This is a genomic window from Escherichia sp. WS547 (genome assembly GCF_046486065.1).
GTDB lineage: Bacteria > Pseudomonadota > Gammaproteobacteria > Enterobacterales > Enterobacteriaceae > Escherichia > Escherichia coli.
On sequence record NZ_JBJQMA010000017.1, the window covers coordinates 64,551 to 88,460 of the forward strand.

General features: G+C 52.7%; 18 protein-coding genes. 10 read left to right on the plus strand and 8 right to left on the minus strand.

The window, feature by feature from the left end:
* The first annotated feature begins 376 nt into the window (after nucleotides 1-376).
* The 4 genes from feoA to rpnA all read left to right on the plus strand — a co-directional run bounded on the left by feoA (nucleotide 377) and on the right by rpnA (nucleotide 4,274).
* Nucleotides 377-604: a ferrous iron transporter A gene (gene feoA, locus ACJHWK_RS15815; RefSeq protein WP_094336404.1), complete on the plus strand. Its 228-nt coding sequence runs from the start codon at nucleotides 377-379 to the stop codon at nucleotides 602-604.
* A 16-nt stretch (nucleotides 605-620) separates the two neighbouring features.
* Nucleotides 621-2,942 carry a Fe(2+) transporter permease subunit FeoB gene (gene feoB, locus ACJHWK_RS15820; RefSeq protein ID WP_001521473.1) on the plus strand — a complete coding sequence of 774 codons (2,322 nt, stop codon included), beginning with the start codon at nucleotides 621-623 and terminating at the stop codon, nucleotides 2,940-2,942.
* Nucleotides 2,942-3,178 (plus strand): [Fe-S]-dependent transcriptional repressor FeoC, encoded by a 237-nt coding sequence (gene feoC / locus ACJHWK_RS15825; RefSeq protein ID WP_001490566.1) that lies wholly within the window; start codon nucleotides 2,942-2,944, stop codon nucleotides 3,176-3,178. Before feoB ends, feoC begins: the two co-directional genes overlap by 1 nt.
* A gap of 202 nt (nucleotides 3,179-3,380) precedes the next feature.
* A complete protein-coding gene (rpnA, locus tag ACJHWK_RS15830) occupies nucleotides 3,381-4,274 on the plus strand; it encodes a recombination-promoting nuclease RpnA (RefSeq protein WP_000039100.1) in 894 nt (297 codons plus the stop codon).
* Between the two features lie 219 nt (nucleotides 4,275-4,493).
* Here rpnA and bioH read toward each other — a convergent pair whose 3' ends face one another.
* Nucleotides 4,494-5,264 carry a pimeloyl-ACP methyl ester esterase BioH gene (gene bioH / locus ACJHWK_RS15835; protein ID WP_001521474.1) on the minus strand — a complete coding sequence of 257 codons (771 nt, stop codon included), beginning with the start codon at nucleotides 5,262-5,264 and terminating at the stop codon, nucleotides 4,494-4,496.
* A 37-nt stretch (nucleotides 5,265-5,301) separates the two neighbouring features.
* Between bioH and gntX the strand changes: the two genes are divergently transcribed.
* The 3 genes from gntX (at nucleotide 5,302) to gntT (ending at nucleotide 8,296) form a co-directional block, all read left to right on the plus strand.
* Nucleotides 5,302-5,985, plus strand: coding sequence for a DNA utilization protein GntX (gene gntX, locus ACJHWK_RS15840; protein WP_001521475.1), 684 nt, complete (start codon nucleotides 5,302-5,304; stop codon nucleotides 5,983-5,985).
* A gap of 58 nt (nucleotides 5,986-6,043) precedes the next feature.
* The gene (gene nfuA / locus ACJHWK_RS15845; protein ID WP_000619389.1) at nucleotides 6,044-6,619 is read left to right on the plus strand and encodes a Fe-S biogenesis protein NfuA; all 576 of its coding nucleotides are present in this window, start codon (nucleotides 6,044-6,046) and stop codon (nucleotides 6,617-6,619) included.
* Nucleotides 6,620-6,979: 360 nt separating this feature from the next.
* Nucleotides 6,980-8,296 (plus strand): gluconate transporter, encoded by a 1,317-nt coding sequence (gene gntT, locus ACJHWK_RS15850; protein WP_001131758.1) that lies wholly within the window; start codon nucleotides 6,980-6,982, stop codon nucleotides 8,294-8,296.
* A 47-nt stretch (nucleotides 8,297-8,343) separates the two neighbouring features.
* On the opposite strand, the gene malQ is transcribed toward gntT, so the two are convergent.
* Together malQ and malP are read right to left on the minus strand one after the other, a co-directional pair.
* A complete protein-coding gene (malQ, locus tag ACJHWK_RS15855; protein WP_410234868.1) occupies nucleotides 8,344-10,425 on the minus strand; it encodes a 4-alpha-glucanotransferase in 2,082 nt (693 codons plus the stop codon).
* Nucleotides 10,426-10,434: 9 nt separating this feature from the next.
* Nucleotides 10,435-12,828 (minus strand): maltodextrin phosphorylase, encoded by a 2,394-nt coding sequence (gene malP, locus ACJHWK_RS15860; protein WP_001521478.1) that lies wholly within the window; start codon nucleotides 12,826-12,828, stop codon nucleotides 10,435-10,437.
* A gap of 622 nt (nucleotides 12,829-13,450) precedes the next feature.
* On the opposite strand from malP, the gene malT reads away from it, so the two are divergent.
* A complete protein-coding gene (gene malT, locus ACJHWK_RS15865; protein ID WP_000906970.1) occupies nucleotides 13,451-16,156 on the plus strand; it encodes an HTH-type transcriptional regulator MalT in 2,706 nt (901 codons plus the stop codon).
* A gap of 42 nt (nucleotides 16,157-16,198) precedes the next feature.
* Here malT and rtcA read toward each other — a convergent pair whose 3' ends face one another.
* Both rtcA and rtcB read right to left on the minus strand, forming a co-directional pair.
* Complete coding sequence (rtcA, locus tag ACJHWK_RS15870; RefSeq protein ID WP_001521479.1) at nucleotides 16,199-17,215, minus strand: RNA 3'-terminal phosphate cyclase; 1,017 nt, start codon at nucleotides 17,213-17,215, stop codon at nucleotides 16,199-16,201.
* Between the two features lie 3 nt (nucleotides 17,216-17,218).
* A complete protein-coding gene (rtcB, locus tag ACJHWK_RS15875) occupies nucleotides 17,219-18,445 on the minus strand; it encodes an RNA-splicing ligase RtcB (protein ID WP_001521480.1) in 1,227 nt (408 codons plus the stop codon).
* 187 nt (nucleotides 18,446-18,632) lie between these two features.
* Here rtcB and rtcR point away from each other — a divergent pair, with 187 nt between their 5' ends.
* Nucleotides 18,633-20,231, plus strand: coding sequence for a DNA-binding transcriptional regulator RtcR (rtcR, locus tag ACJHWK_RS15880; RefSeq protein WP_001521481.1), 1,599 nt, complete (start codon nucleotides 18,633-18,635; stop codon nucleotides 20,229-20,231).
* On the opposite strand, the gene ACJHWK_RS15885 is transcribed toward rtcR, so the two are convergent.
* Genes ACJHWK_RS15885 through glpE form a run of 3 tightly spaced genes read right to left on the minus strand, consistent with a single transcriptional unit; the run spans nucleotide 20,213 to nucleotide 22,189 of the window.
* The gene (locus tag ACJHWK_RS15885) at nucleotides 20,213-20,971 is read right to left on the minus strand and encodes a DeoR/GlpR family transcriptional regulator (protein WP_000815099.1); all 759 of its coding nucleotides are present in this window, start codon (nucleotides 20,969-20,971) and stop codon (nucleotides 20,213-20,215) included. The two genes, rtcR and ACJHWK_RS15885, sit on opposite strands and share 19 nt — an antisense overlap.
* A gap of 16 nt (nucleotides 20,972-20,987) precedes the next feature.
* Nucleotides 20,988-21,818 (minus strand): rhomboid family intramembrane serine protease GlpG, encoded by an 831-nt coding sequence (glpG, locus tag ACJHWK_RS15890; RefSeq protein WP_001521483.1) that lies wholly within the window; start codon nucleotides 21,816-21,818, stop codon nucleotides 20,988-20,990.
* 44 nt (nucleotides 21,819-21,862) lie between these two features.
* Nucleotides 21,863-22,189 carry a thiosulfate sulfurtransferase GlpE gene (gene glpE / locus ACJHWK_RS15895; protein ID WP_000371928.1) on the minus strand — a complete coding sequence of 109 codons (327 nt, stop codon included), beginning with the start codon at nucleotides 22,187-22,189 and terminating at the stop codon, nucleotides 21,863-21,865.
* A gap of 189 nt (nucleotides 22,190-22,378) precedes the next feature.
* Here glpE and glpD point away from each other — a divergent pair, with 189 nt between their 5' ends.
* Entirely contained in the window at nucleotides 22,379-23,884 is a 1,506-nt protein-coding gene (gene glpD, locus ACJHWK_RS15900; RefSeq protein ID WP_001521484.1) for a glycerol-3-phosphate dehydrogenase, read from the plus strand.
* Nucleotides 23,885-23,910: the final 26 nt, after the last annotated feature.

The window sequence follows — 23,910 nt, forward strand, 5'->3', positions numbered from 1 at the left end:
GCCTTGCCTGACATAAAAGTGCCGGAGAATATCTCCGGCCTTTTTATTCCACAACCAAACTCTCAATATACCCCGTTAATATTTATCACTTCATTAACAACTGAAACCTTAATTAAACATTAACCAGTCCTGGTAATTCGCTATTCGAATTATATTTTCGCTGCGATATAACCTTGAGCCACATCAACATTGAGTCAGATTATTATTCAAACCAACATTCGCACACATTTTAAGTATTGCTGATAGAAACCATTCTCATTATCATTGTGTTGTTGATTATTTAATCTCCCCTTTGTTGGCAAATCATCTGGTCTCATGTCGCTGTCAAACGCCCCATGAGGTAGTTATCCAGTTAATGAGAAACAAGTAGGCACCTATGCAATACACTCCAGATACTGCGTGGAAAATCACTGGCTTTTCCCGTGAAATCAGCCCGGCATATCGCCAAAAACTGCTTTCTCTTGGCATGTTACCTGGCTCCTCTTTTAATGTGGTGCGCATCGCTCCACTCGGCGACCCCATTCATATCGAAACCCGTCGTGTGAGCCTGGTATTACGCAAAAAAGATCTGGCCTTATTAGAAGTGGAAGCGGTTTCCTGTTAATACGGTGATAACAACAATGAAAAAATTAACCATTGGCTTAATTGGTAATCCAAATTCTGGCAAGACAACCTTATTTAACCAGCTCACTGGTGCACGTCAGCGTGTAGGTAACTGGGCTGGCGTTACCGTCGAACGTAAAGAAGGGCAATTCTCCACCACCGATCATCAGGTCACGCTGGTGGACCTGCCCGGCACCTATTCTCTGACCACCATCTCATCGCAGACCTCGCTCGATGAGCAAATCGCCTGTCACTATATTCTGAGTGGCGACGCCGACCTGCTGATTAACGTGGTGGATGCGTCTAACCTTGAGCGTAACCTGTACCTGACGCTGCAACTGCTGGAACTCGGCATTCCCTGCATCGTGGCACTGAACATGCTCGACATTGCCGAGAAGCAAAATATTCGTATTGAAATTGATGCTCTGTCGGCGCGTCTTGGCTGCCCGGTGATCCCGCTGGTTTCAACCCGTGGTCGCGGTATTGAAGCGCTCAAGCTGGCGATTGATCGCTATAAAGCTAACGAGAATGTGGAACTGGTGCATTACGCACAGCCGCTACTCAACGAAGCAGATTCACTGGCAAAAGTGATGCCTTCCGACATCCCGCTGAAACAACGTCGCTGGCTGGGCCTGCAAATGCTGGAAGGCGATATCTACAGCCGCGCCTACGCCGGTGAAGCGTCGCAGCATCTGGATGCCGCCCTCGCCCGTCTGCGTAATGAGATGGACGATCCGGCGCTGCACATTGCCGATGCGCGTTACCAGTGCATTGCTGCCATCTGTGATGTGGTAAGCAACACCCTGACGGCAGAACCCAGCCGTTTCACCACTGCGGTAGATAAAATCGTGCTCAACCGTTTCCTCGGTCTGCCGATTTTCCTCTTTGTGATGTACCTGATGTTCCTGCTGGCTATCAACATCGGCGGGGCGTTACAGCCGCTGTTTGATGTCGGTTCCGTGGCGCTGTTTGTGCATGGTATTCAGTGGATTGGCTACACGCTCCACTTCCCGGACTGGCTGACTATCTTCCTCGCCCAGGGCCTGGGTGGCGGTATTAACACAGTGCTGCCACTGGTGCCGCAGATCGGCATGATGTACCTGTTCCTCTCCTTCCTTGAGGACTCCGGCTATATGGCGCGTGCGGCGTTTGTGATGGACCGCCTGATGCAGGCGCTGGGCTTGCCGGGGAAATCCTTTGTACCGCTGATCGTCGGCTTCGGTTGTAACGTACCATCGGTAATGGGCGCACGTACGCTTGATGCACCGCGTGAACGCCTGATGACCATCATGATGGCACCGTTTATGTCCTGCGGCGCGCGTCTGGCTATCTTCGCAGTATTCGCGGCTGCCTTCTTCGGGCAGAACGGTGCGCTGGCGGTCTTCTCGCTGTATATGCTCGGTATTGTGATGGCGGTGCTGACTGGCCTGATGCTCAAGTACACCATCATGCGCGGTGAAGCGACGCCGTTTGTCATGGAGCTGCCGGTCTACCATGTACCACACGTTAAAAGCCTGATTATCCAGACCTGGCAGCGTCTGAAAGGCTTCGTTCTGCGTGCTGGTAAAGTGATTATCATCGTCAGCATTTTCCTGAGTGCTTTCAACAGCTTCTCTCTGAGCGGGAAAATCGTCGATAACATCAACGACTCGGCGCTGGCTTCCGTCAGCCGGGTGATCACCCCAGTCTTCAAGCCGATTGGCGTGCATGAAGATAACTGGCAGGCAACGGTTGGCCTGTTTACAGGCGCAATGGCGAAAGAAGTGGTGGTGGGTACGCTCAACACCCTCTACACCGCAGAAAATATTCAGGACGAAGAGTTCAATCCGGCGGAATTTAACCTCGGTGAAGAGCTGTTCAGTGCGGTAGATGAAACCTGGCAGAGCCTGAAAGACACCTTCAGCCTTAGCGTACTGATGAACCCGATTGAAGCGAGCAAAGGCGACGGCGAAATGGGTACCGGGGCGATGGGTGTGATGGATCAGAAATTCGGTAGCGCAGCTGCCGCATACAGCTACCTGATTTTCGTCCTGCTGTACGTACCGTGCATCTCGGTGATGGGTGCTATCGCCCGTGAATCAAGCCGTGGCTGGATGGGCTTCTCCATCCTGTGGGGGCTGAATATCGCTTACTCGCTGGCAACATTGTTCTATCAAGTCGCCAGCTACAGCCAGCATCCAACTTACAGCCTGGTGTGCATTCTGGCGGTTATCCTGTTTAACATCGTGGTTATCGGTTTGCTGCGTCGCGCGCGTAGCCGGGTGGATATCGAACTGCTGGCAACGCGCAAGTCGGTAAGCAGTTGCTGCGCAGCCAACACCACCGGTGATTGCCATTAATGGCTTCACTTATTCAGGTGCGTGATTTGCTGGCGTTACGGGGCCGTATGGAAGCGGCCCAGATAAGCCAGACATTGAACACCCCGCAGCCAATGATTAACGCCATGCTGCAACAGCTGGAAAGCATGGGCAAAGCCGTGCGGATTCAGGAAGAACCTGACGGCTGCCTCTCTGGCAATTGTAAAAGCTGCCCGGAAGGCAAAGCCTGCCTGCGCGAGTGGTGGGCGCTGCGTTAACCATACTCCATCACCTGTTTTGAAAAGCCCGGTATGCGTTTGCATCCGGGCTTTTTTGCGTGCGACTTTCCATAAAAATGTAACCCTTGCAGCACGGCGCAAGTTCCTCTGAAAGCGTCTCGCAGGGATGAAAACTCGCTAATGCACAGGTGTGGAGTGGCGCGTAGAGTCGCGGCATTCAAACAACAGGTGAAGGAACGCCATGAGCAAAAAGCAGAGTTCCACCCCACACGATGCGCTGTTCAAACTCTTTTTACGCCAACCGGAGACGGCGCGCGATTTTCTTGCGTTCCATTTACCGGCACCTATTCACGCGCTCTGTGATATGAAAACCCTCAAGCTGGAGTCGAGCAGCTTTATTGATGACGATCTGCGTGAAAGCTATTCCGACGTGCTGTGGTCGGTGAAAACGGAACAAGGACCAGGATACATCTATTGTCTGATTGAACATCAAAGCACCTCAAACAAACTGATCGCATTTCGCATGATGCGCTACGCCATTGCCGCAATGCAAAATCACCTGGATGCCGGATACAAAACCTTGCCGATGGTGGTGCCATTGTTGTTTTACCACGGTATTGAAAGCCCCTATCCCTATTCGCTGTGTTGGCTTGATTGTTTCGCCGATCCCAACCTGGCAAGGCAGCTTTATGCCTCTGCATTTCCGCTGATTGATGTCACCGTCATGCCTGATGATGAAATCATGCAGCACCGACGTATGGCACTGCTGGAGTTAATTCAAAAACATATTCGTCAACGCGACCTGATGGGGCTGGTAGAGCAAATGGCCTGCTTATTAAGTAGTGGATACGCTAATGACAGACAAATCAAAGGGCTGTTTAATTACATACTGCAAACTGGCGATGCGGTACGTTTTAACGATTTTATCGACGGTGTGGCCGAACGTTCACCGAAACACAAGGAGAGTTTAATGACTATTGCGGAAAGATTGCGGCAGGAGGGGTTTCAGAAAGGTATACGTACCAACGCCCTAAATATTGCCAAAACCATGCTGGATGCCGGAGTCTCTCTTGAGGACGTTTTGCGATTTACCAGCCTGACGGTTGAAGACCTTGCTGAAATAAATCATCAATAACGTAAAGGATGGTTTTAATGACAGATGCAGAAAGAGAATATCTTATTAGTTACCTGATTGGTTATTTATTGGGTCGACGCCTGGAAGCCCTGGATATCGCCAAAAGAATGCTGTAATCCGGAGTCCCTCTTGCGGACATCATGCGTTTTACCGGGGTGTCAGAAGAAGAGTTGGCTGCGGCGAGTCAGTAAAATTCTGTCTCGCCATTTCAAAAGCTGCCTACACCCTCTGCTTCAACGCCACCAGCACGTGACGAAACTCGACTGGATGCGAAATAAACGGCGCATGGGCCGCTTTGGCGAAAATGTACGACTCGCTGTGCGGCCAGAGTTTATCCAGCATCGGCACCACTTTGCGCGGCACCAGACCATCGAGATAACCATACAATCGCAAAAACGGCATGGACACGTTTTGCAGCGACTGACGGAGATCGACCGTTTTCAGGATTTCCAGCCCGCCATTAAGCACGTCAACCTCCGGCATCGGTAACGCCAGAACGGTTTTCTTCAGCGCCCGCGCATCCTGGCGGGCCGTTTCAGTACCCATGGTTTGTAACGCCAGGAACCGTTCCACTGTACGCTGAAAATCATCACTGAGTTGCTGCTGAAATCCCGCCAGCACGTCCGGTTTTATCCCCGGCCACTCGTCACGAGCACTAAAACAAGGTGACGACGCCACGGTGACCAGTGCCTGAACACGCTCGGGATGGGTTAACGCAATCTGGCTTGCCACCAGCCCGCCCAGACTCCAGCCTAACCAAATGGCTTTATCAGGTGCCTGTCGCAGCACGGCTTCGGCCATATCAGCAAGTGACATCGCACCAAATCCCCGACTGCGCCCGAAACCGGGCAGATCAACAAGGTGCAGCGTAAAATGCGAGCTAAGTTCCTCGTCAATGCAACGCCACACTTCGGCATTCAGTCCCCATCCGTGCAGCAGCACAAGATGAACATTCCCCTGACCTTTGGTCTGCCACCAGATGTTATTCATCCGCTATTGTTCTCTTTTGACTTACAAGGATGAACATATGCTAACAGTACCGGGATTATGCTGGCTATGCCGAATGCCACTGGCGTTAGGTCATTGGGGGATTTGTTCGGTCTGTTCACGCGCCGCCCGTACAGATAAAACGTTATGCCCACAATGTGGATTACCCGCCACACACACCCATCTTCCCTGCGGTCGCTGCCTGCATAAACCACCGCCCTGGCAAAGACTGGTCACGGTTGCCGACTATGCGCCGCCGTTAAGTCCGCTTATCCACCAGCTTAAGTTTTCCCGGCGCAGCGAAATCGCCAGCGCCCTGTCACGTCTGTTACTATTGGAAGTCTTACACGCTCGTCGCACCACCGGGTTGCAATTGCCGGATCGCATCATCAGCGTTCCGTTATGGCAGCGACGTCACTGGCGTCGGGGATTTAATCAGAGCGATTTGCTGTGTCAGCCGTTATCACGCTGGTTGCACTGCCGATGGGATAGCGAAGCCGTCACACGAACACGGGCCACTGCGACCCAGCATTTTCTCAGTGCCCGGCTGCGCAAGCGCAACCTGAAAAATGCCTTTCGCCTTGAATTGCCTGTGCAAGGTCGCCATATGGTGATTGTGGATGATGTCGTCACCACCGGAAGTACCGTCGCAGAGATTGCGCAGTTGCTTTTACGCAATGGTGCGGCGACTGTCCAGGTCTGGTGCCTTTGTCGAACCTTGTAGAGCCTCGATGATGGGCGTATTATAACCAACTAAAATAGTCAACTATTAGGCCATTACTATGATCCGTATTTCCGATGCTGCACAAGCGCACTTTGCCAAACTGCTGGCAAATCAGGAAGAAGGGACACAAATCCGCGTATTTGTGATTAACCCTGGCACGCCTAACGCTGAATGTGGCGTTTCTTATTGTCCGCCGGACGCTGTAGAAGCCACCGACACTGCCCTGAAATTTGACCTGCTGACCGCGTATGTTGATGAGTTAAGCGCTCCTTACCTGGAAGATGCAGAGATCGATTTTGTTACCGACCAGTTGGGTTCTCAGCTAACGCTGAAAGCGCCTAATGCCAAAATGCGTAAAGTAGCAGACGATGCACCGCTGATGGAGCGCGTGGAGTATATGCTGCAGTCGCAGATCAACCCACAGCTTGCTGGTCACGGTGGTCGCGTTTCGCTGATGGAAATCACCGAAGACGGTTACGCCATTCTGCAATTTGGCGGCGGCTGTAACGGTTGTTCCATGGTCGATGTGACGCTGAAAGAAGGGATCGAGAAGCAGCTGCTAAACGAATTCCCGGAGCTGAAAGGTGTGCGCGATCTCACCGAACACCAGCGCGGCGAACACTCCTACTACTAAGTTATCCCCTCTTTTGTAGATTGCCCGATGCGACGCTAAAGCGTCATTTCGGGCCTACGTTGAACATGTGCCAGACGTTGGCGCAGCATTGCTTTGGCAAATCCCTCTCTTCGTTTCCTCGCGATAATATGACCAACCTCTCATAATTTAAATTTACCCCGCTCTGGTGATTCTCAAACGCCAGATGTTACCCGTATCATTCACATGGGTACCAAACATACTCCTGACATCTGACTACAATAATTAGTTTTAGTGGGTATCAGTCGTGGTGCCGCAATATCTCTGTTCCCGATTGGGATAATTAGAGTTTGTCGTCAGAAAATTGACGTTACCCATAACAAATGAAAGGCCAGGTAAATCATGCCATTAGTCATTGTTGCTATCGGTGTAATCTTGTTGTTGCTCCTGATGATCCGCTTCAAAATGAACGGCTTCATCGCTCTCGTCCTCGTGGCGCTTGCTGTTGGATTAATGCAAGGAATGCCGCTGGATAAAGTTATTGGCTCCATCAAAGCCGGTGTCGGCGGGACGCTCGGTAGCCTTGCCCTGATCATGGGTTTTGGCGCAATGCTGGGCAAAATGCTGGCAGACTGTGGTGGCGCACAACGTATCGCCACCACGCTGATTGCTAAATTTGGTAAAAAACACATCCAGTGGGCGGTGGTACTGACCGGTTTTACCGTTGGTTTTGCCCTGTTCTATGAAGTGGGTTTCGTGCTGATGCTGCCGCTGGTGTTTACCATCGCGGCTTCCGCGAATATTCCACTGCTGTATGTTGGTGTACCAATGGCGGCTGCACTGTCTGTGACCCACGGCTTCCTGCCACCGCATCCGGGTCCGACTGCGATTGCCACCATTTTCAATGCCGATATGGGTAAAACTCTGCTGTACGGTACTATTCTGGCAATCCCGACCGTGATTCTCGCCGGTCCGGTTTACGCTCGCGTGCTGAAAGGTATCGATAAGCCGATCCCGGAAGGTCTGTACAGCGCGAAAACCTTCAGCGAAGAAGAGATGCCGAGTTTTGGCGTAAGCGTCTGGACCTCTCTGGTCCCGGTTGTGCTGATGGCGATGCGTGCGATTGCCGAAATGATCCTGCCGAAAGGTCACGCTTTCCTGCCGGTAGCGGAGTTCCTCGGTGACCCGGTAATGGCTACGCTGATTGCCGTACTGATTGCGATGTTCACCTTTGGTCTGAACCGTGGTCGTTCAATGGATCAGATTAACGACACGCTGGTTTCTTCCATCAAAATCATTGCGATGATGCTGTTGATTATCGGTGGTGGCGGTGCGTTCAAGCAGGTGCTGGTAGACAGCGGCGTGGACAAATACATTGCTTCCATGATGCACGAAACCAACATTTCTCCGCTGCTGATGGCCTGGTCGATTGCTGCCGTACTGCGTATCGCGCTGGGTTCCGCAACCGTTGCGGCAATCACTGCGGGTGGTATCGCGGCACCGCTGATTGCAACGACGGGTGTTAGCCCGGAGCTGATGGTTATTGCGGTTGGTTCCGGTAGTGTGATTTTCTCTCACGTGAACGATCCGGGCTTCTGGCTGTTCAAAGAGTACTTTAACCTGACTATCGGCGAGACCATCAAGTCCTGGTCGATGCTGGAAACCATTATCTCGGTGTGCGGTCTGGTAGGCTGTCTGCTGCTGAATATGGTGATTTGATAACACCGACTGCCGGATGCATCGCATCCGGCATCAACCGCACCCTACTACTTCTTCGCTGCCGCTCTGCGCCGTCTGTCCAAATCCTTCAGCAACTTGTTCACGCCATCATCGGCAAACATCGCCTCAAGCGTTGCAGAGAGCTTGCGCCGCCAGTTTTTATACTGGTAACTGGTGCCGGGAATATTTACCGGTTCCGCCATATCCAGCCAGTCTTCTGGCTGTAGCCCTAACAGGGCACTGTTACTGTCAGCGATATAACGTTGCAAACCACGATTCAGCGTCGGCGTCATCGACATCAACGATGCCTTATGCCCGGCACGTTTTGGCAGGCAACCATATTTATGCAGAGCATCCAGCAGTCCTTGCTTCGCCAGTTCGCGATCCTGATACAGACCGCGCAGTACCACTTCATCCGGATACAACCCCAGCGTTTTGCCCAGCGTTAGATCCCCGCTCTCCCAGTAGCCGCGTAGCGTAGGCAGGTCGTGTGTCGCCGCAACCGCCATCGACTGCTCTGGGTACGCTTTCGGTGAGCGGAATGTCTTCTCGTGGTCGTTTTCGAAATAGAGCACTTTGTAGGAGTACACACCGCTGCTGCGCAGCTTACCGACAATCTCTACCGGTACGGTACCGAGATCTTCACCAATCACCATGCAGCGATGACGTTTACTTTCGAGTGCCAGAATCGAGAGCAGATCATCCACCGGATAGTGTACATACGCGCCCTGATCCGCCGTCTCGCCATACGGTATCCACCACAAACGCAGCATCGACATCACATGGTCAATTCGTAATGCGCCGCAGTTTTGCATATTGGCACGCAACAGCTCGATAAACGGTTCATAGGCACGCGCGGTGATGATATGCGGGTCCATTGGCGGCAATCCCCAGTTCTGCCCCAACGGGCCGAGGATATCCGGCGGTGCGCCTACCGACGCTTTCAGGCAATACAGTTCACGGTCGCACCAGGTTTCCGCCCCACCTTCCGCTACGCCAACCGCCAGATCACGATACAAGCCAATCGGCATTTCATAGCCCTGGCTTATCTCCCAGCAGTCGGCAAACTGGCTGTAAGCCAGCCACTGCAACCAGAGATAAAAATCGACGTCATCACGATGTTCTTCGCAGAACTGGTGCACTTCTGGTGAATCCACGTTCTGATACATCTCTGGCCATGCAGGCCAGCCCCAGCGCATTTCGTCCTCTTTCACTTGCTGGGCATGTAGTGCGTCAAACGCCGCCTGCCAGAACAGGCTGTCGCCTTGCTCGGCAACAAACTGGCGAAACGCGGTCATCTGTTCATCATCACGTTGCGCGAAACCTTTCCACGCCATTCGTAATGCTGTCATTTTTAGGGCGGTAACCGTGGAGTAATCAACCCAGTCGGCATCCCGCGCCTGTTGCAGCGTCTGTTGCGTGGTCGGCAACTTCCACCAGGCCTGAGCCTCTTCGCTAAGATGGAAATCTTCGACGGCGTTAACGTCGATATAAATCACATTCAGCCAACGGCGAGAAGACGGGCTATACGGGCTGGCACTTTCCGGATTTGCCGGATAGAGCGCATGAATCGGGTTCAGACCGATGAACGACCCGCCACGTTTTGCCACATCCTCAAGCATCGCTTTGAGATCGCCAAAATCCCCAATACCCCAGTTTTTTTCCGATCGCAGCGTATAAAGCTGAACGCAGGCACCCCACAGCTTTTGTTTATTCAGCAACGCCTGCGGTTCGTAACAGCGTTTCGGTGCCACAATCACCCGGCAATGCGCGCGCTGGTCGTCCTGGGTGAGTGTCAGCGTGTGATAACCTTCCGGCAGCTTCGTCGGTAGATTGAACGCTTTGCCCCCCGTTACATGGCCTTTGTACTGCGTTCCTTCTTCGGTGGTCAGCAGCCAGCTATATTCGCCGCTGCCCTCCACCACCATCGGCATTTTTTTGCCGCTGGTATAAACCATGACATTCGGGACTGGCGTTACCGCCACTTTCGTGGCGGTACGTTGATGCATCGCGTCAAGCAAACGCCGTTTGGTTTCGGCGCTAATCGACTGCGGTTTACCGTGGGCATTGATGTAATTGGGGCTAATCCCCGCCGCCAGCGCGGCATTATCCAGACGTTTGCTTTCCATCGAGCTTCCTTAGCGTTTTGCCTGCCAGATACGAGCCTGATAATCGCGAATAGAGCGATCCGAGCTAAACATACCGCAGCGGGCGGTATTGAGGATCGCCGCGCGGGTCCAGGCCTCCTGGTCGCGGTACAGCACATCCACCTGCTTTTGTGCCTCTACATAAGCGGCGAAATCTGCCATCACCAGATACGGATCGCCGCCCTGTTTGCCGATACTGTGCAGCATCTGGTCGAAGGCATGCTTATCGCCGTCGCTGTATTTACCGCTTTCCAGCTCTTTCAATACTGCGTCCAGCACCTTATCTTTCTTCCGCCATTTCACCGGGTCGTAGCCTTTGGCCAGAATTGCCTTCACTTGTTCCACGGTATGACCAAAAATAAAGATATTTTCTTCACCGACTTTCTCAGCGATTTCAACGTTCGCACCATCCAGCGTACCGACAGTAAGCGCACCATTGAGCGCCAGTTTCATATTGCCGGTACCGGAAGCTTCTTTACCTGCCGTCGAAATTTGTTCGGAGATATCCGCCGCCGGGATCAGTTTTTCCGCCGCCGAAACACAATAATCCGGCAAGAACACCACCTTCAACTTGTCGCCAACCAGCGGATCGTTGTTGATCACGTCAGCCACTTTGTTGATCGCAAAGATAATGTTTTTCGCCAGGTAGTAGCCCGGTGCCGCTTTCGCGCCAAAGAGGAAGACGCGCGGTACGCGATCAGCCTGCGGGTTTTCACGAATTTCTTTGTACAACGCCAGAATATGCAGCAGATTCAGGTGCTGGCGTTTGTACTCATGCAGACGTTTGATCTGAATATCGAAAATCGCCTGTGGATTGATCTCAATACCGGTACGAACTTTCACAAACTCTGCCAGACGGACTTTATTCGCCTGCTTGATCTCGCGATATTGCTGACGGAATTTCGCATCATCAGCGAATTTTTCCAGATTGATCAGTTGATCGAGATCGTTAGCCCACTCTTTTTTCAGTGATTTATCCAACAGAGCCGCCAGTGCCGGGTTGCACTGTTTGATCCAGCGACGTGGGGTAATACCGTTGGTGACGTTATGGAATTTGTTCGGCCATAGCTGGTGATATTCCGGGAACAGATCTTTCACTACCAGATCCGAGTGCAGCGCCGCAACACCGTTTACCGCGAAACCGCCAACTACACACAGGTTCGCCATATGCACTTGTTTGTCGTGTACCACCGCCAGTTTGGCCCATACTTTCTCATCGCCCGGCCAGGTTTTTTCCACCAGCGTTTTAAAGCGTGTATTAATTTCGTTAATAATCTGCATGTGGCGCGGCAGTAAGCCTTTCACCAGTTTCACATCCCAGCGTTCCAGCGCTTCTGGCATCAGGGTATGGTTGGTGTAAGCGAATGTTTTGCTGGTAATGGCCCAGGCGTCATCCCAGCTCATCTGGTGCTCATCGATCAGCACGCGCAGCAGTTCTGGAATCGCGATAGTTGGGTGGGTATCGTTCAGCTGAATAACTTCATAATCCGCCAGTTCGTGCAGTTTACGCCCCGCCAGATGATGGCGACGCAAAATATCCGCTACCGAGCAGGCACACTGGAAGTATTGCTGCATCAGGCGCAGCTTTTTACCGGCAGTATGGTTGTCGTTTGGATAGAGAACTTTGGTCAGTTTTTCCGCGTTGATGCCCTGCTGTTCGGCACGCAGGAAATCACCGTCATTAAATTTAGTCAGATCAAACGGATGTGCATGCATCGCCTGCCACAGACGCAGCGGCTGCGCCACGCCATTACGATAGCCGACAACGGGGAGATCCCACGCTTGACCGGTAATGGTAAACTCCGGCTCCCAGCGTCCGTCTTTCGTCACTTTACCGCCAATCCCTACCTGCACATCCAGTGCTTCGTTGTGGCGGAACCACGGGTAGTTACTGCGATGCCAGTCATCCGGCGCTTCAACCTGTTTGCCATCGACAAAAGACTGGCGGAACAAACCATATTGATAGTTCAGACCGTAACCCGTCGCAGACTGACCGACAGTTGCCATTGAGTCGAGGAAGCACGCCGCCAGACGTCCCAGACCACCGTTACCCAGCGCCGGGTCAATCTCTTCTTCCAGCAAGTCAGTCAGGTTGATGTCATAAGCCTTCAACGAATCCTGTACATCCTGATACCAGCCGAGATTCAACAGGTTGTTGCCCGTCAGGCGACCAATCAAAAACTCCATTGAGATGTAGTTAACATGCCGCTGATTCGCCACCGGTTTGGCAAATGGCTGAGCACGCAGCATTTCGGCCAGTGCTTCGCTCACTGCCAGCCACCACTGACGAGGGGTCATTTCAGCCGCAGAATTTAAGCCATAACGCTGCCACTGACGTGAAAGCGCTTCCTGAAATTGCTTATCGTTAAAAATAGGTTGTGACATAGGAGTTCCACTTTTCTTAGATTTTCAACACAACGTTATCGCTAGTTTGCCAGGCTCGATGTTGACCTTCCTCATCCTGCGGGGGATTAGGCAGGGAGGAGTTGCGGGGATGAGCAAGGAAATGTGATCTCGACCACTTAAAGCTAGTGCAAACCACAGGATTAGCAGCAAATCAATGCCATACAGCGCAGAAAATCTGTATCTAAGTGCAAAAAATGGCCGTTGCGTATTTTCAAAAAGCGGAAGGTAACTCTATAAATTAAGTAAAGGAGTGAAACAGTTTCATAAGTAAAATATCAAGTGTGCTCCATCTCATTCTTAATAGATTTATTAAGATCATCTTTTTAGATGGCACTTTCATCAGGGATAAAGAAAAAACCCTTGCTTAAATGAAACTGATGAACATAAGGGAAATACCGTACAACCCAGCATTCACGCTGTATCAGCGTCGTTTTAGGTGAGTCATTAATAAAGATTTGGAATTGTGACAGAGTGCAAATTCAGACACATAAAAAAACGTCATCGCTTGCATTAGAAAGGTTTCTGGCCGACCTTATAACCATTAATTACGAAGCGCAAAAAAAATAATATTTCCTCATTTTCCACAGTGAAGTGATTAACTATGCTGATTCCGTCAAAATTAAGTCGTCCGGTTCGACTCGACCATACCGTGGTTCGTGAGCGCCTGCTGGCTAAACTTTCCGGCGCGAACAACTTCCGGCTGGCGCTGATCACAAGTCCTGCGGGCTACGGAAAGACCACGCTCATTTCCCAGTGGGCGGCAGGCAAAAACGATATCGGCTGGTACTCGCTGGATGAAGGTGATAACCAGCAAGAGCGTTTCGCCAGCTATCTCATTGCCGCCGTGCAGCAGGCAACCAACGGTCACTGTGCGATATGTGAGACGATGGCGCAAAAACGGCAATATGCCAGTCTGACGTCACTCTTCGCCCAGCTTTTCATTGAGCTGGCGGAATGGCATAGCCCACTTTATCTGGTCATCGATGACTATCATCTAATCACTAATCCAGTGATCCACGAGTCAATGCGCTTCTTTATTCGCCATCAACCAGAAAATCTCACCCTGGTGGTGTTGTCACGCAACCTTCCGCAACTGGGCATTGCCAATCTGCGTGTTCGTGACCAACTGCTGGAAATTGGCAGTCAGCAACTGGCATTTACCCATCAGGAAGCGAAGCAGTTTTTTGATTGCCGTCTGTCATCGCCGATTGAAGCCGCAGAAAGCAGTCGGATTTGTGATGACGTTTCCGGTTGGGCGACGGCACTGCAGCTAATCGCCCTCTCCGCCCGGCAGAATACCCACTCAGCCCATAAGTCGGCACGCCGCCTGGCGGGAATCAATGCCAGCCATCTTTCGGATTATCTGGTCGATGAGGTTTTGGATAACGTCGATCTCGCAACGCGCCATTTTCTGTTGAAAAGCGCCATTTTGCGCTCAATGAACGATGCACTCATCACCCGTGTGACCGGCGAAGAAAACGGGCAAATGCGCCTCGAAGAGATTGAGCGTCAGGGGCTGTTTTTACAGCGGATGGATGATACCGGCGAGTGGTTCTGCTATCACCCGCTGTTTGGTAACTTCCTGCGCCAGCGCTGCCAGTGGGAACTGGCGGCGGAGCTGCCGGAAATCCACCGTGCCGCCGCAGAAAGCTGGATGGCCCAGGGATTTCCCAGCGAAGCGATTCATCATGCGTTGGCGGCAGGCGATGCGCTGATGCTGCGCGATATTCTGCTTAATCACGCCTGGAGTCTGTTCAACCATAGCGAACTGTCGCTGCTGGAAGAGTCGCTTAAGGCCCTGCCGTGGGACAGTTTGCTGGAAAATCCGCAGTTAGTGTTATTGCAGGCGTGGCTGATGCAAAGCCAACATCGCTACGGCGAAGTTAACACCCTGCTAGCCCGTGCTGAACATGAAATCAAGGACATCAGAGAAGGCACCATGCACGCAGAATTTAACGCTCTGCGCGCCCAGGTAGCGATTAACGATGGTAATCCGGATGAAGCGGAACGGCTGGCAAAACTGGCACTGGAAGAACTGCCTCCGGGCTGGTTCTATAGCCGCATTGTAGCAACCTCAGTGCTGGGTGAAGTATTGCACTGCAAAGGCGAATTGACCCGTTCACTGGCGTTAATGCAGCAAACCGAACAGATGGCGCGCCAGCACGATGTCTGGCACTACGCCTTATGGAGTTTAATCCAGCAAAGTGAAATTCTGTTTGCCCAAGGGTTCCTGCAAACCGCGTGGGAAACGCAGGAAAAAGCGTTCCAGCTGATCAACGAGCAGCATCTGGAACAGCTGCCAATGCATGAGTTTCTGGTGCGCATTCGTGCGCAGCTGTTATGGGCCTGGGCGCGGCTGGATGAAGCCGAAGCGTCGGCGCGTAGCGGGATTGAAGTCTTGTCGTCTTATCAGCCACAGCAACAGCTTCAGTGCCTGGCAATGTTGATTCAATGCTCGCTGGCCCGTGGTGATTTAGATAACGCCCGTAGCCAGCTTAACCGTCTGGAAAACCTGCTGGGGAATGGCAAATATCACAGCGACTGGATCTCTAACGCCAACAAAGTCCGGGTGATTTACTGGCAAATGACCGGCGATAAAGCCGCCGCTGCCAACTGGTTGCGCCATACGGCTAAACCGGAGTTTGCGAACAACCACTTCCTGCAAGGTCAATGGCGCAACATTGCCCGTGCACAAATCTTGCTGGGCGAGTTTGAACCGGCAGAAATTGTTCTCGAAGAACTCAATGAAAACGCCCGCAGTCTGCGGTTGATGAGCGATCTCAACCGTAACCTGTTGCTGCTTAATCAACTGTACTGGCAGGCCGGACGTAAAAGTGACGCTCAGCGCGTGTTGCTGGACGCATTAAAACTGGCAAATCGCACCGGATTTATCAGCCATTTTGTGATTGAAGGCGAAGCGATGGCGCAACAACTGCGCCAGCTGATTCAACTCAATACGCTGCCGGAACTGGAACAGCATCGCGCACAGCGTATTCTGCGAGAAATCAATCAACATCATCGGCATAAATTCGCCCATTTCGATGAGAATTTCGTTGAACGTCTGCTAAATCATCCGGAAGTGCCAGAACTGATCCGCACCAGCCCGTTGACCCAACGTGAATGGCAGGTACTGGGGCTGATTTACTCCGGTTACAGCAACGAGCAAATTGCAGGCGAGCTGGAAGTGGCGGCAACCACCATCAAAACGCATATCCGCAATCTGTACCAAAAACTCGGTGTCGCCCACCGTCAGGCCGCGGTACAACACGCGCAGAAACTGCTGAAGATGATGGGATATGGGGTATGAGTTCAGCCGGATATTACGTCGGATCCGGCTTACATCTTTATATCATTCAATGCTCACCCGCGTTACGCCATCAGCCTCCACCAGACTAAACCGCACTGGCAAGAAACGCTCCACCACCGCGATATTGGTCAGCAGATGGCATGAGGGATGGGCGACCGTAAATTCTCCCGCGCCCGCCAGCGCCATCGGTAGCACCAGCTGGTCGGCGAGATATTCCCCCACTGCCGCCGGGCTTGCCAGGTAGCGTTTCACCTCTTTCACTAACTGCGCGGCTACCACTTCGGCACTGACGCGCTTTTCACCGACGACGAAAAAGCGTTCAGTGATATTTTCACTTTCGACTTCCAGCGAGACGGTATTACCCGGCCCCTGGTCGCGCGGCAGGCTATGAATATTCTGCTCATGCAGGGAAAAACTTGCCACCAGCGTAGCGATTTCACGCTCAGCAACATGCCTCGGCACGCCAGCTAATAGCACCTCTCCACGCATCTGCACAATGTTCCCGCGCTCGCCAAGTTGCAAGGTGTTAAACAATGCCACGGGCGAGACTTCCGCTGCCACCACCCCGCCTCCAGCAGGATAAAAACCGTGGCGTAATAATGTGGTTTGCTGATGAATGCCCATTTTCGCCAGCAGCGGCTCCAGCACCCGACAGATAAAATCCGCAGGCGGTGCCGACGGGTTATCGGTGCCACCGCTCACTTCAACACGCGAAGGTCCATCAGCAAACCACAGCGCGGGCAGCACCGTTTGCAGTACCAGCGTACAACTTCCGGCGCTACCGATAGCAAAGCGGTAATCGCCGCCGTGCACGGTACCTGGCCGGAAGACCAGACGCTGCGACCCTAGCTCCGCGCCTTCCACCGTTGCCCTACAAATTTCCGCAGCCGCTTTTACCGCGGTCAGATGCTGGCGCAACAGCCCCGGTTTCGCCCGCCCGGCACGAATGCCAGTGATGGTAAATGGCTGGCCAGTTATCATCGACAGGCTCAGCGCCGAGCGCAGGATCTGCCCGCCGCCTTCGCCCTGTGCGCCATCCAGCGCAATCATCCTTTTCATCATTTATCCTTTTACGCACACCACCTGACGCAGGGTATAGATAACTTCCACCAGATCGCTTTGTGCCGCCATCACCGCATCAATATCTTTATACGCCATCGGGATTTCGTCGATCACTTCGGCATCTTTACGGCATTCCACATGCGCGGTGGCACGAATTTGATCTTCCACGCTGAACAGTTTTTTCGCTTTGGTACGGCTCATTACCCGCCCGGCACCGTGGCTGCACGAACAGAACGATTCTTCATTTCCCAGCCCACGGACGATAAAGCTTTTCGCTCCCATCGACCCTGGAATAATTCCATATTGACCCGCACGCGCAGACACCGCGCCTTTACGCGTCACGTAGATCTCTTCACCAAAGTGCTGTTCTTTTTGCACATAGTTGTGATGACAGTTGATCTCTTCCATCGCCAGCGTTTGTGGCTGTCTTACCGTTTTCTGCGTAACGCTCTGCAACGCCGTTACCACGTTTTCCATCATCGCATCGCGGTTAAGGCTGGCAAAAAGCTGCGCCCAGGCCACGGCTTTCAGGTAATCATCAAAGTATTCCGTACCTTCCATAAAGTACGCCAGATCACGCGACGGCAACGTCTCAAGTTGGTCCTGCATCTCTTTTTGCGCCAGATCGATAAAGTAAGTCCCGATGGCGTTACCAATTCCGCGTGAACCGGAGTGCAGCATAATCCACACCTGGTCCGACTCATCAAGGCAGATTTCAATAAAGTGGTTACCCGTTCCCAGCGTTCCCAGGTGTTTATAGTTATTAGTGTTAAGGAAACGCGGATATTTTTGCGTTAACCACTGATAACCGACTTCCAGCTCAGTCCATTTCGCATCGACGTTAACAGGCGGGTTTTCCCATGCGCCTTTATCACGTTTACAACGGCCAGTAGTACGTCCGTGCGGCACGGCCGTTTCAATCGCCTGACGCAGCTCCGCCAGGTTTTCAGGCAGGTCTGCCGCCGTTAACGCGGTACGCAGCGCGTTCATTCCACAACCGATATCCACGCCCACCGCCGCCGGAATAATCGCCCCTTTGGTCGGGATCACGCTACCAATGGTGGAACCTTTACCCAGGTGTACATCAGGCATTACCGCAATATGTTTGAAAATAAACGGCATCTTCGCCGTATTAATAAGTTGCTGACGCGCATCGGCCTCTACCGGCACGCCTTTGGTCCACATTTTTACCGGGGCATTTTCAGTGGTCAGTAATTCGTAATTCATTTTGTTTTTCTCTTTTCGTTGTTTGCTGTCCTGATAATTGCAACCGTCGTGCCAGAAAATTAATTAAGCAGCTTAATTTTTTAATTCATTGTTTTTAATAGATTAAATCTTTACGTCCGTAAACGGAGATTTCCCGCAAAGCCAATTTACCGATAATGAAATATCGTCTTTTATAAGGATATCTAAGATGCGTAAAACAGTGGCTTTTGGTTTTGTCGGAACGGTGCTGGATTATGCCGGGCGCGGCAGTCAGCGCTGGTCAAAATGGCGTCCGACACTCTGTCTATGCCAGCAAGAATCGTTAGTTATCGATCGGCTGGAATTATTGCACGACGCCCGCTCGCGCTCGCTATTCGAAACGCTTAAACGCGATATCGCCAGCGTTTCGTCAGAAACAGAAGTGGTGGGCGTTGAGATAGAACTGCATAACCCGTGGGATTTCGAAGAGGTTTACGCCTGCCTGCATGATTTCGCCCGTGGTTACGCGTTCCAGCCAGAAAAAGAAGACTATTTAATTCACATCACCACCGGTACCCACGTCGCGCAGATTTGCTGGTTTCTGCTGGCAGAAGCGCGTTATCTACCCGCCCGGTTGATACAATCTTCACCACCGCGCAAAAAAGAACAACCGCGCGGCGCAGGTGAAGTGACGATTATCGATCTCGATTTAAGCCGTTATAACGCCATCGCCAGCCGCTTTGCCGAGGAACGCCAGCAAACCCTCGACTTCCTCAAATCCGGCATTGCCACACGCAACCCCCACTTCAACCGCATGATTGAGCAGATCGAAAAAGTGGCGATCAAATCCCGCGCACCGATCCTGCTTAACGGCCCAACCGGTGCGGGCAAGTCGTTTCTGGCACGACGCATCTTTGAATTGAAACAGGCGCGGCATCAGTTTAGCGGCGCATTTGTAGAAGTGAACTGCGCCACCCTGCGCGGCGATACCGCCATGTCGACGCTGTTTGGTCATGTGAAAGGCGCGTTCACCGGGGCGCGGGAATCTCGTGAAGGATTATTACGCAGCGCCAACGGTGGCATGTTGTTTCTTGATGAGATTGGCGAACTGGGCGCAGACGAACAGGCGATGTTGCTGAAAGCCATTGAAGAGAAAACCTTTTATCCGTTTGGCAGCGATCGCCAGGTGAGTAGCGACTTTCAGCTTATCGCCGGAACGGTGCGCGATTTGCGTCAGCTGGTTGCCGAAGGCAAATTCCGCGAAGATCTGTACGCGCGGATCAATCTCTGGACCTTCACCCTGCCGGGTCTACTCCAGCGCCAGGAAGATATTGAACCGAACCTGGATTATGAAGTGGAGCGCCACGCCTCACTCACTGGCGACAGCGTGCGTTTTAACACCGAAGCGCGGCGCGCCTGGCTGGCTTTTGCGACCTCTCCCCAGGCAACATGGCGCGGTAACTTTCGCGAACTTTCTGCCAGCGTCACGCGGATGGCAACCTTTGCCACTAGCGGACGCATCACTCGGGAAGTGGTGGAAGATGAGATAAACCGTCTGCGCTATAACTGGCAGGAGAGTCGCCCCTCCGCGATTACGGCGTTGCTGGGCGCAGAGGCAGAAAACATCGATCTCTTCGACCGTATGCAACTGGAACACGTTATCGCTATCTGCCGCCAGGCAAAGTCGCTTTCTGCTGCCGGACGACAGCTTTTTGATGTTTCGCGCCAGGGCAAAGCCAGCGTCAATGACGCGGATCGGCTACGCAAATACCTGGCGCGTTTTGGTCTGACGTGGGAAGCCGTGCAGGATCAGCACAGCTCCAGTTGAATATGATGGTCCGTCAGCACCTGCATCACGCTTACTGGCGGCGGGGCGTCGGTGTAGACGGCATCTACCATGCTGATACTGCCCATATTGACCATCGCGTTACGGCCAAATTTCGAGTGATCGACAACCAGCATAACGTGGCGCGAGTTCTCAATAATGGCGCGTTTGGTGCGAACTTCGTGGTAATCGAACTCCAGCAGCGAGCCGTCGCTATCGATGCCACTAATCCCCAGAATGCCGAAATCAAGGCGGAACTGGGAGATAAAATCGAGCGTCGCTTCGCCTATGATCCCACCATCGCGGCTACGTAATTCGCCACCGGCGAGAATAATGCGAAAATCTTCTTTTACCATCAACGTGTTAGCGACGTTGAGATTGTTGGTGACAATGCGCAAATTGCTGTGATTAAGCAGCGCGTGCGCCACCGCTTCCGGGGTGGTGCCGATATCGATAAACAGCGTCGAGCCGTTGGGGATTTGCTCCGCCACTTTGCGGGCAATACGCTCTTTTTCTTCGGTCTGGGTGGCTTTGCGATCGTGCCACGGCGTGTTAACCGAACTGGAAGGTAGCGCCGCGCCGCCATGATGGCGCAGGATCAGGTTTTGCTCCGCCAGCTCGTTGAGGTCGCGACGAATAGTCTGCGGGCTGACGGAGAAGTGCTCCACCAGTTCCTCGGTACTGACATAACCTTGCTGTTTAACCAGTTCGATAATACCGTTGTGACGTTGTGTTTGTTTCATTTATAAATCCCTGGAATTATTTTCGTTTTCGCGCATTGAGCGAATCAACAAAAGCCATCGCTAAACCCACGGCTAACCCGGCGATGTGTGCTCCGTTCGCCATCGACATCCCAAACAAATCAAACCATCCGGCGACAATCCAGATCAGCGCAAAGATAATTAACCCACGTTGCAGGTAAATGCCACTTTGCGGATCGCGTTCGCCACGTAGCCAGACGTAGCCCATCAGCGCATACACCACGCCAGAAAGCCCGCCAAACCACGGCCCGCTGAATTTTTGCTGCACATAGCCGCTTAACAGGGCGCTAATGAGAGTAATGACAATTAGCTTACCGCTACCGAGGCGTTTTTCCACCGCTCCGCCGAGATACCACCACCAGAGCAGGTTAAAGAGGATATGCATCAGCGAGAAGTGCATTAACGCGTGGGTGAAGTAACGCCAGAACTCAAATTTCAGTGTCGGATCGAATGGCCAGGCCAGCCATAACATCACTTCCTGATCGCCGAGAATTTGCATGGCAATAAACACCACCACGCAGGCGATCATCATCACCCAGGTTACCGGGCCTGCGCGTTCACGCAAGGCAGCAAAGAAAGGATAACGGCGATAATGCAGGCCACTGCCGGTATGGCCCGCCTGCCAGCTGGCCGCCAGATAACGCGGATCTGCCGGGTTTTCGAGAAAACGCACCAGCTCCGCCCGCACGCGCTCGGCCTGGGACTCATCCGCCAGCCAGACATCGCTTTGGTTATGTTGTTGAATCGTGAGGATAACACCCTGCGTCGCCATGTAATCAACAAACGCCTGCGCCACGCGGGGGTTAGCAAAAGAGGTAATCATCAACATCGTTGCTGTCGCTTATTCCACACAAAAGGGGACAGTATAAAGCGTTACGCGCCGTACGCCACCTCTGCGGGAAACTGACGCTGCCAGGCTTCAAAGCCGCCGTCAATGCTATAGACCACATCGTAGCCCTGTTGCAGCAGATACTGCGCCGCACCTTTGCTGCTATTGCCGTGGTAACACATCACCATCACCGGAGTGTCAAAGTCGTTATCACGCATAAACGCGCCCAGCGTGTCGTTAGTCAAATGGAAAGCCTGCACCGCATGCCCCATAGCGAAACTCTGTGGATCGCGAATATCGACCAGCACCGCCTCTTTTTCCTGCAACTTCTGGTGCGCGTCGGCAACGTTAATACATTCGAACTGATCCATGCGTCTCTCTTTCTTTACAAACAAGTGGGCAAATTTACCGCACAGTTTACGTCGAAGCGGCAGATAAACGCCATAATGTTATACATATCACTCTAAAATGTTTTTTCAATGTTACCTAAAGCGCGATTCTTTGCTAATATGTTCGATAACGAACATTTGTGAGCTTTAACGAAAGTGAATGAGGGCAGCATGGAAACCAAAGATCTGATTGTGATAGGTGGCGGCATCAATGGTGCTGGTATCGCGGCAGACGCCGCTGGACGCGGTTTATCCGTGCTGATGCTGGAGGCGCAGGATCTCGCTTGTGCGACCTCTTCCGCCAGTTCAAAACTCATTCACGGTGGCCTGCGCTACCTTGAGCACTATGAATTCCGCCTGGTCAGCGAGGCGCTGGCTGAACGTGAAGTGCTACTGAAAATGGCCCCGCATATCGCCTTCCCGATGCGTTTTCGCCTGCCGCATCGTCCGCATCTGCGCCCGGCGTGGATGATTCGGATTGGTCTGTTTATGTACGATCATCTGGGTAAACGCACCAGCCTACCGGGATCAACCGGTTTGCGTTTTGGCACAAATTCAGTATTAAAACCGGAAATTAAGCGCGGATTCGAATATTCCGACTGTTGGGTAGACGACGCTCGTCTGGTACTCGCCAACGCCCAGATGGTGGTGCGTAAAGGCGGTGAAGTGCTTACCCGTACTCGTGCCACTTCTGCTCGCCGCGAAAACGGCCTGTGGATTGTGGAAGCGGAAGATATCGATACCGGCAAAAAATATAGCTGGCAAGCGCGCGGCCTCGTGAACGCCACCGGCCCGTGGGTGAAACAGTTCTTCGACGAGGGGATGCATCTGCCTTCGCCTTATGGCATTCGCCTGATCAAAGGCAGCCATATTGTAGTGCCACGCGTACATACCCAGAAGCAAGCCTACATTCTGCAAAACGAAGATAAACGTATTGTGTTCGTGATCCCGTGGATGGACGAGTTTTCCATCATCGGCACCACCGATGTGGAATACAAAGGTGATCCGAAAGCCGTGAAGATTGAAGAGAGTGAAATCAATTACCTGCTGAAAGTGTATAACACGCACTTTAAAAAGCAGTTAAGCCGGGACGATATCGTCTGGACCTACTCCGGCGTGCGTCCGCTATGTGATGATGAGTCCGACTCGCCGCAGGCTATTACTCGTGATTACACGCTTGATATCCATGATGAAAACGGTAAAGCGCCGCTGCTGTCGGTATTCGGCGGTAAGCTGACCACCTACCGCAAACTGGCGGAACATGCGCTGGAAAAACTGACGCCGTATTATCAGGGCATTGGTCCGGCGTGGACGAAAGAGAGCGTGCTACCGGGCGGAGCCATTGAAGGCGACCGCGACGATTACGCCGCGCGTCTGCGCCGCCGTTACCCATTCCTGACCGAATCGCTGGCACGTCACTACGCGCGCACTTACGGCAGCAACAGCGAGCTTCTGCTCGGCAATGCCGGGGCGATAGGCGATCTCGGGGAAGATTTCGGACATGAGTTCTACGAAGCGGAGCTGAAATACCTGGTGGATCACGAATGGGTCCGCCGCGCCGACGATGCCCTGTGGCGTCGCACAAAACAAGGCATGTGGCTGAATGCGGAACAACAATCTCGTGTGAGTCAGTGGCTGGTGGAGTATACGCAGCAGAAGTTGTCGCTGGCTTCGTAAGGATGATGCCCGGTTGTGAAGTGCAA

Excerpts from the sequence above, each read along its gene's own strand:
- feoA (WP_094336404.1), top strand. The coding sequence starts at position 377 with ATGCAATACACTCCAGATACTGCGTGGAAAATCACTGGCTTTTCCCGT.
- feoB (WP_001521473.1), top strand. The coding sequence starts at position 621 with ATGAAAAAATTAACCATTGGCTTAATTGGTAATCCAAATTCTGGCAAG.
- feoC (WP_001490566.1), top strand. The coding sequence starts at position 2,942 with ATGGCTTCACTTATTCAGGTGCGTGATTTGCTGGCGTTACGGGGCCGT.
- rpnA (WP_000039100.1), top strand. The coding sequence starts at position 3,381 with ATGAGCAAAAAGCAGAGTTCCACCCCACACGATGCGCTGTTCAAACTC.
- bioH (WP_001521474.1), bottom strand. The coding sequence starts at position 5,264 with ATGAATAACATCTGGTGGCAGACCAAAGGTCAGGGGAATGTTCATCTT.
- gntX (WP_001521475.1), top strand. The coding sequence starts at position 5,302 with ATGCTAACAGTACCGGGATTATGCTGGCTATGCCGAATGCCACTGGCG.
- nfuA (WP_000619389.1), top strand. The coding sequence starts at position 6,044 with ATGATCCGTATTTCCGATGCTGCACAAGCGCACTTTGCCAAACTGCTG.
- gntT (WP_001131758.1), top strand. The coding sequence starts at position 6,980 with ATGCCATTAGTCATTGTTGCTATCGGTGTAATCTTGTTGTTGCTCCTG.
- malQ (WP_410234868.1), bottom strand. The coding sequence starts at position 10,425 with ATGGAAAGCAAACGTCTGGATAATGCCGCGCTGGCGGCGGGGATTAGC.
- malP (WP_001521478.1), bottom strand. The coding sequence starts at position 12,828 with ATGTCACAACCTATTTTTAACGATAAGCAATTTCAGGAAGCGCTTTCA.
- malT (WP_000906970.1), top strand. The coding sequence starts at position 13,451 with ATGCTGATTCCGTCAAAATTAAGTCGTCCGGTTCGACTCGACCATACC.
- rtcA (WP_001521479.1), bottom strand. The coding sequence starts at position 17,215 with ATGAAAAGGATGATTGCGCTGGATGGCGCACAGGGCGAAGGCGGCGGG.
- rtcB (WP_001521480.1), bottom strand. The coding sequence starts at position 18,445 with ATGAATTACGAATTACTGACCACTGAAAATGCCCCGGTAAAAATGTGG.
- rtcR (WP_001521481.1), top strand. The coding sequence starts at position 18,633 with ATGCGTAAAACAGTGGCTTTTGGTTTTGTCGGAACGGTGCTGGATTAT.
- ACJHWK_RS15885 (WP_000815099.1), bottom strand. The coding sequence starts at position 20,971 with ATGAAACAAACACAACGTCACAACGGTATTATCGAACTGGTTAAACAG.
- glpG (WP_001521483.1), bottom strand. The coding sequence starts at position 21,818 with ATGTTGATGATTACCTCTTTTGCTAACCCCCGCGTGGCGCAGGCGTTT.
- glpE (WP_000371928.1), bottom strand. The coding sequence starts at position 22,189 with ATGGATCAGTTCGAATGTATTAACGTTGCCGACGCGCACCAGAAGTTG.
- glpD (WP_001521484.1), top strand. The coding sequence starts at position 22,379 with ATGGAAACCAAAGATCTGATTGTGATAGGTGGCGGCATCAATGGTGCT.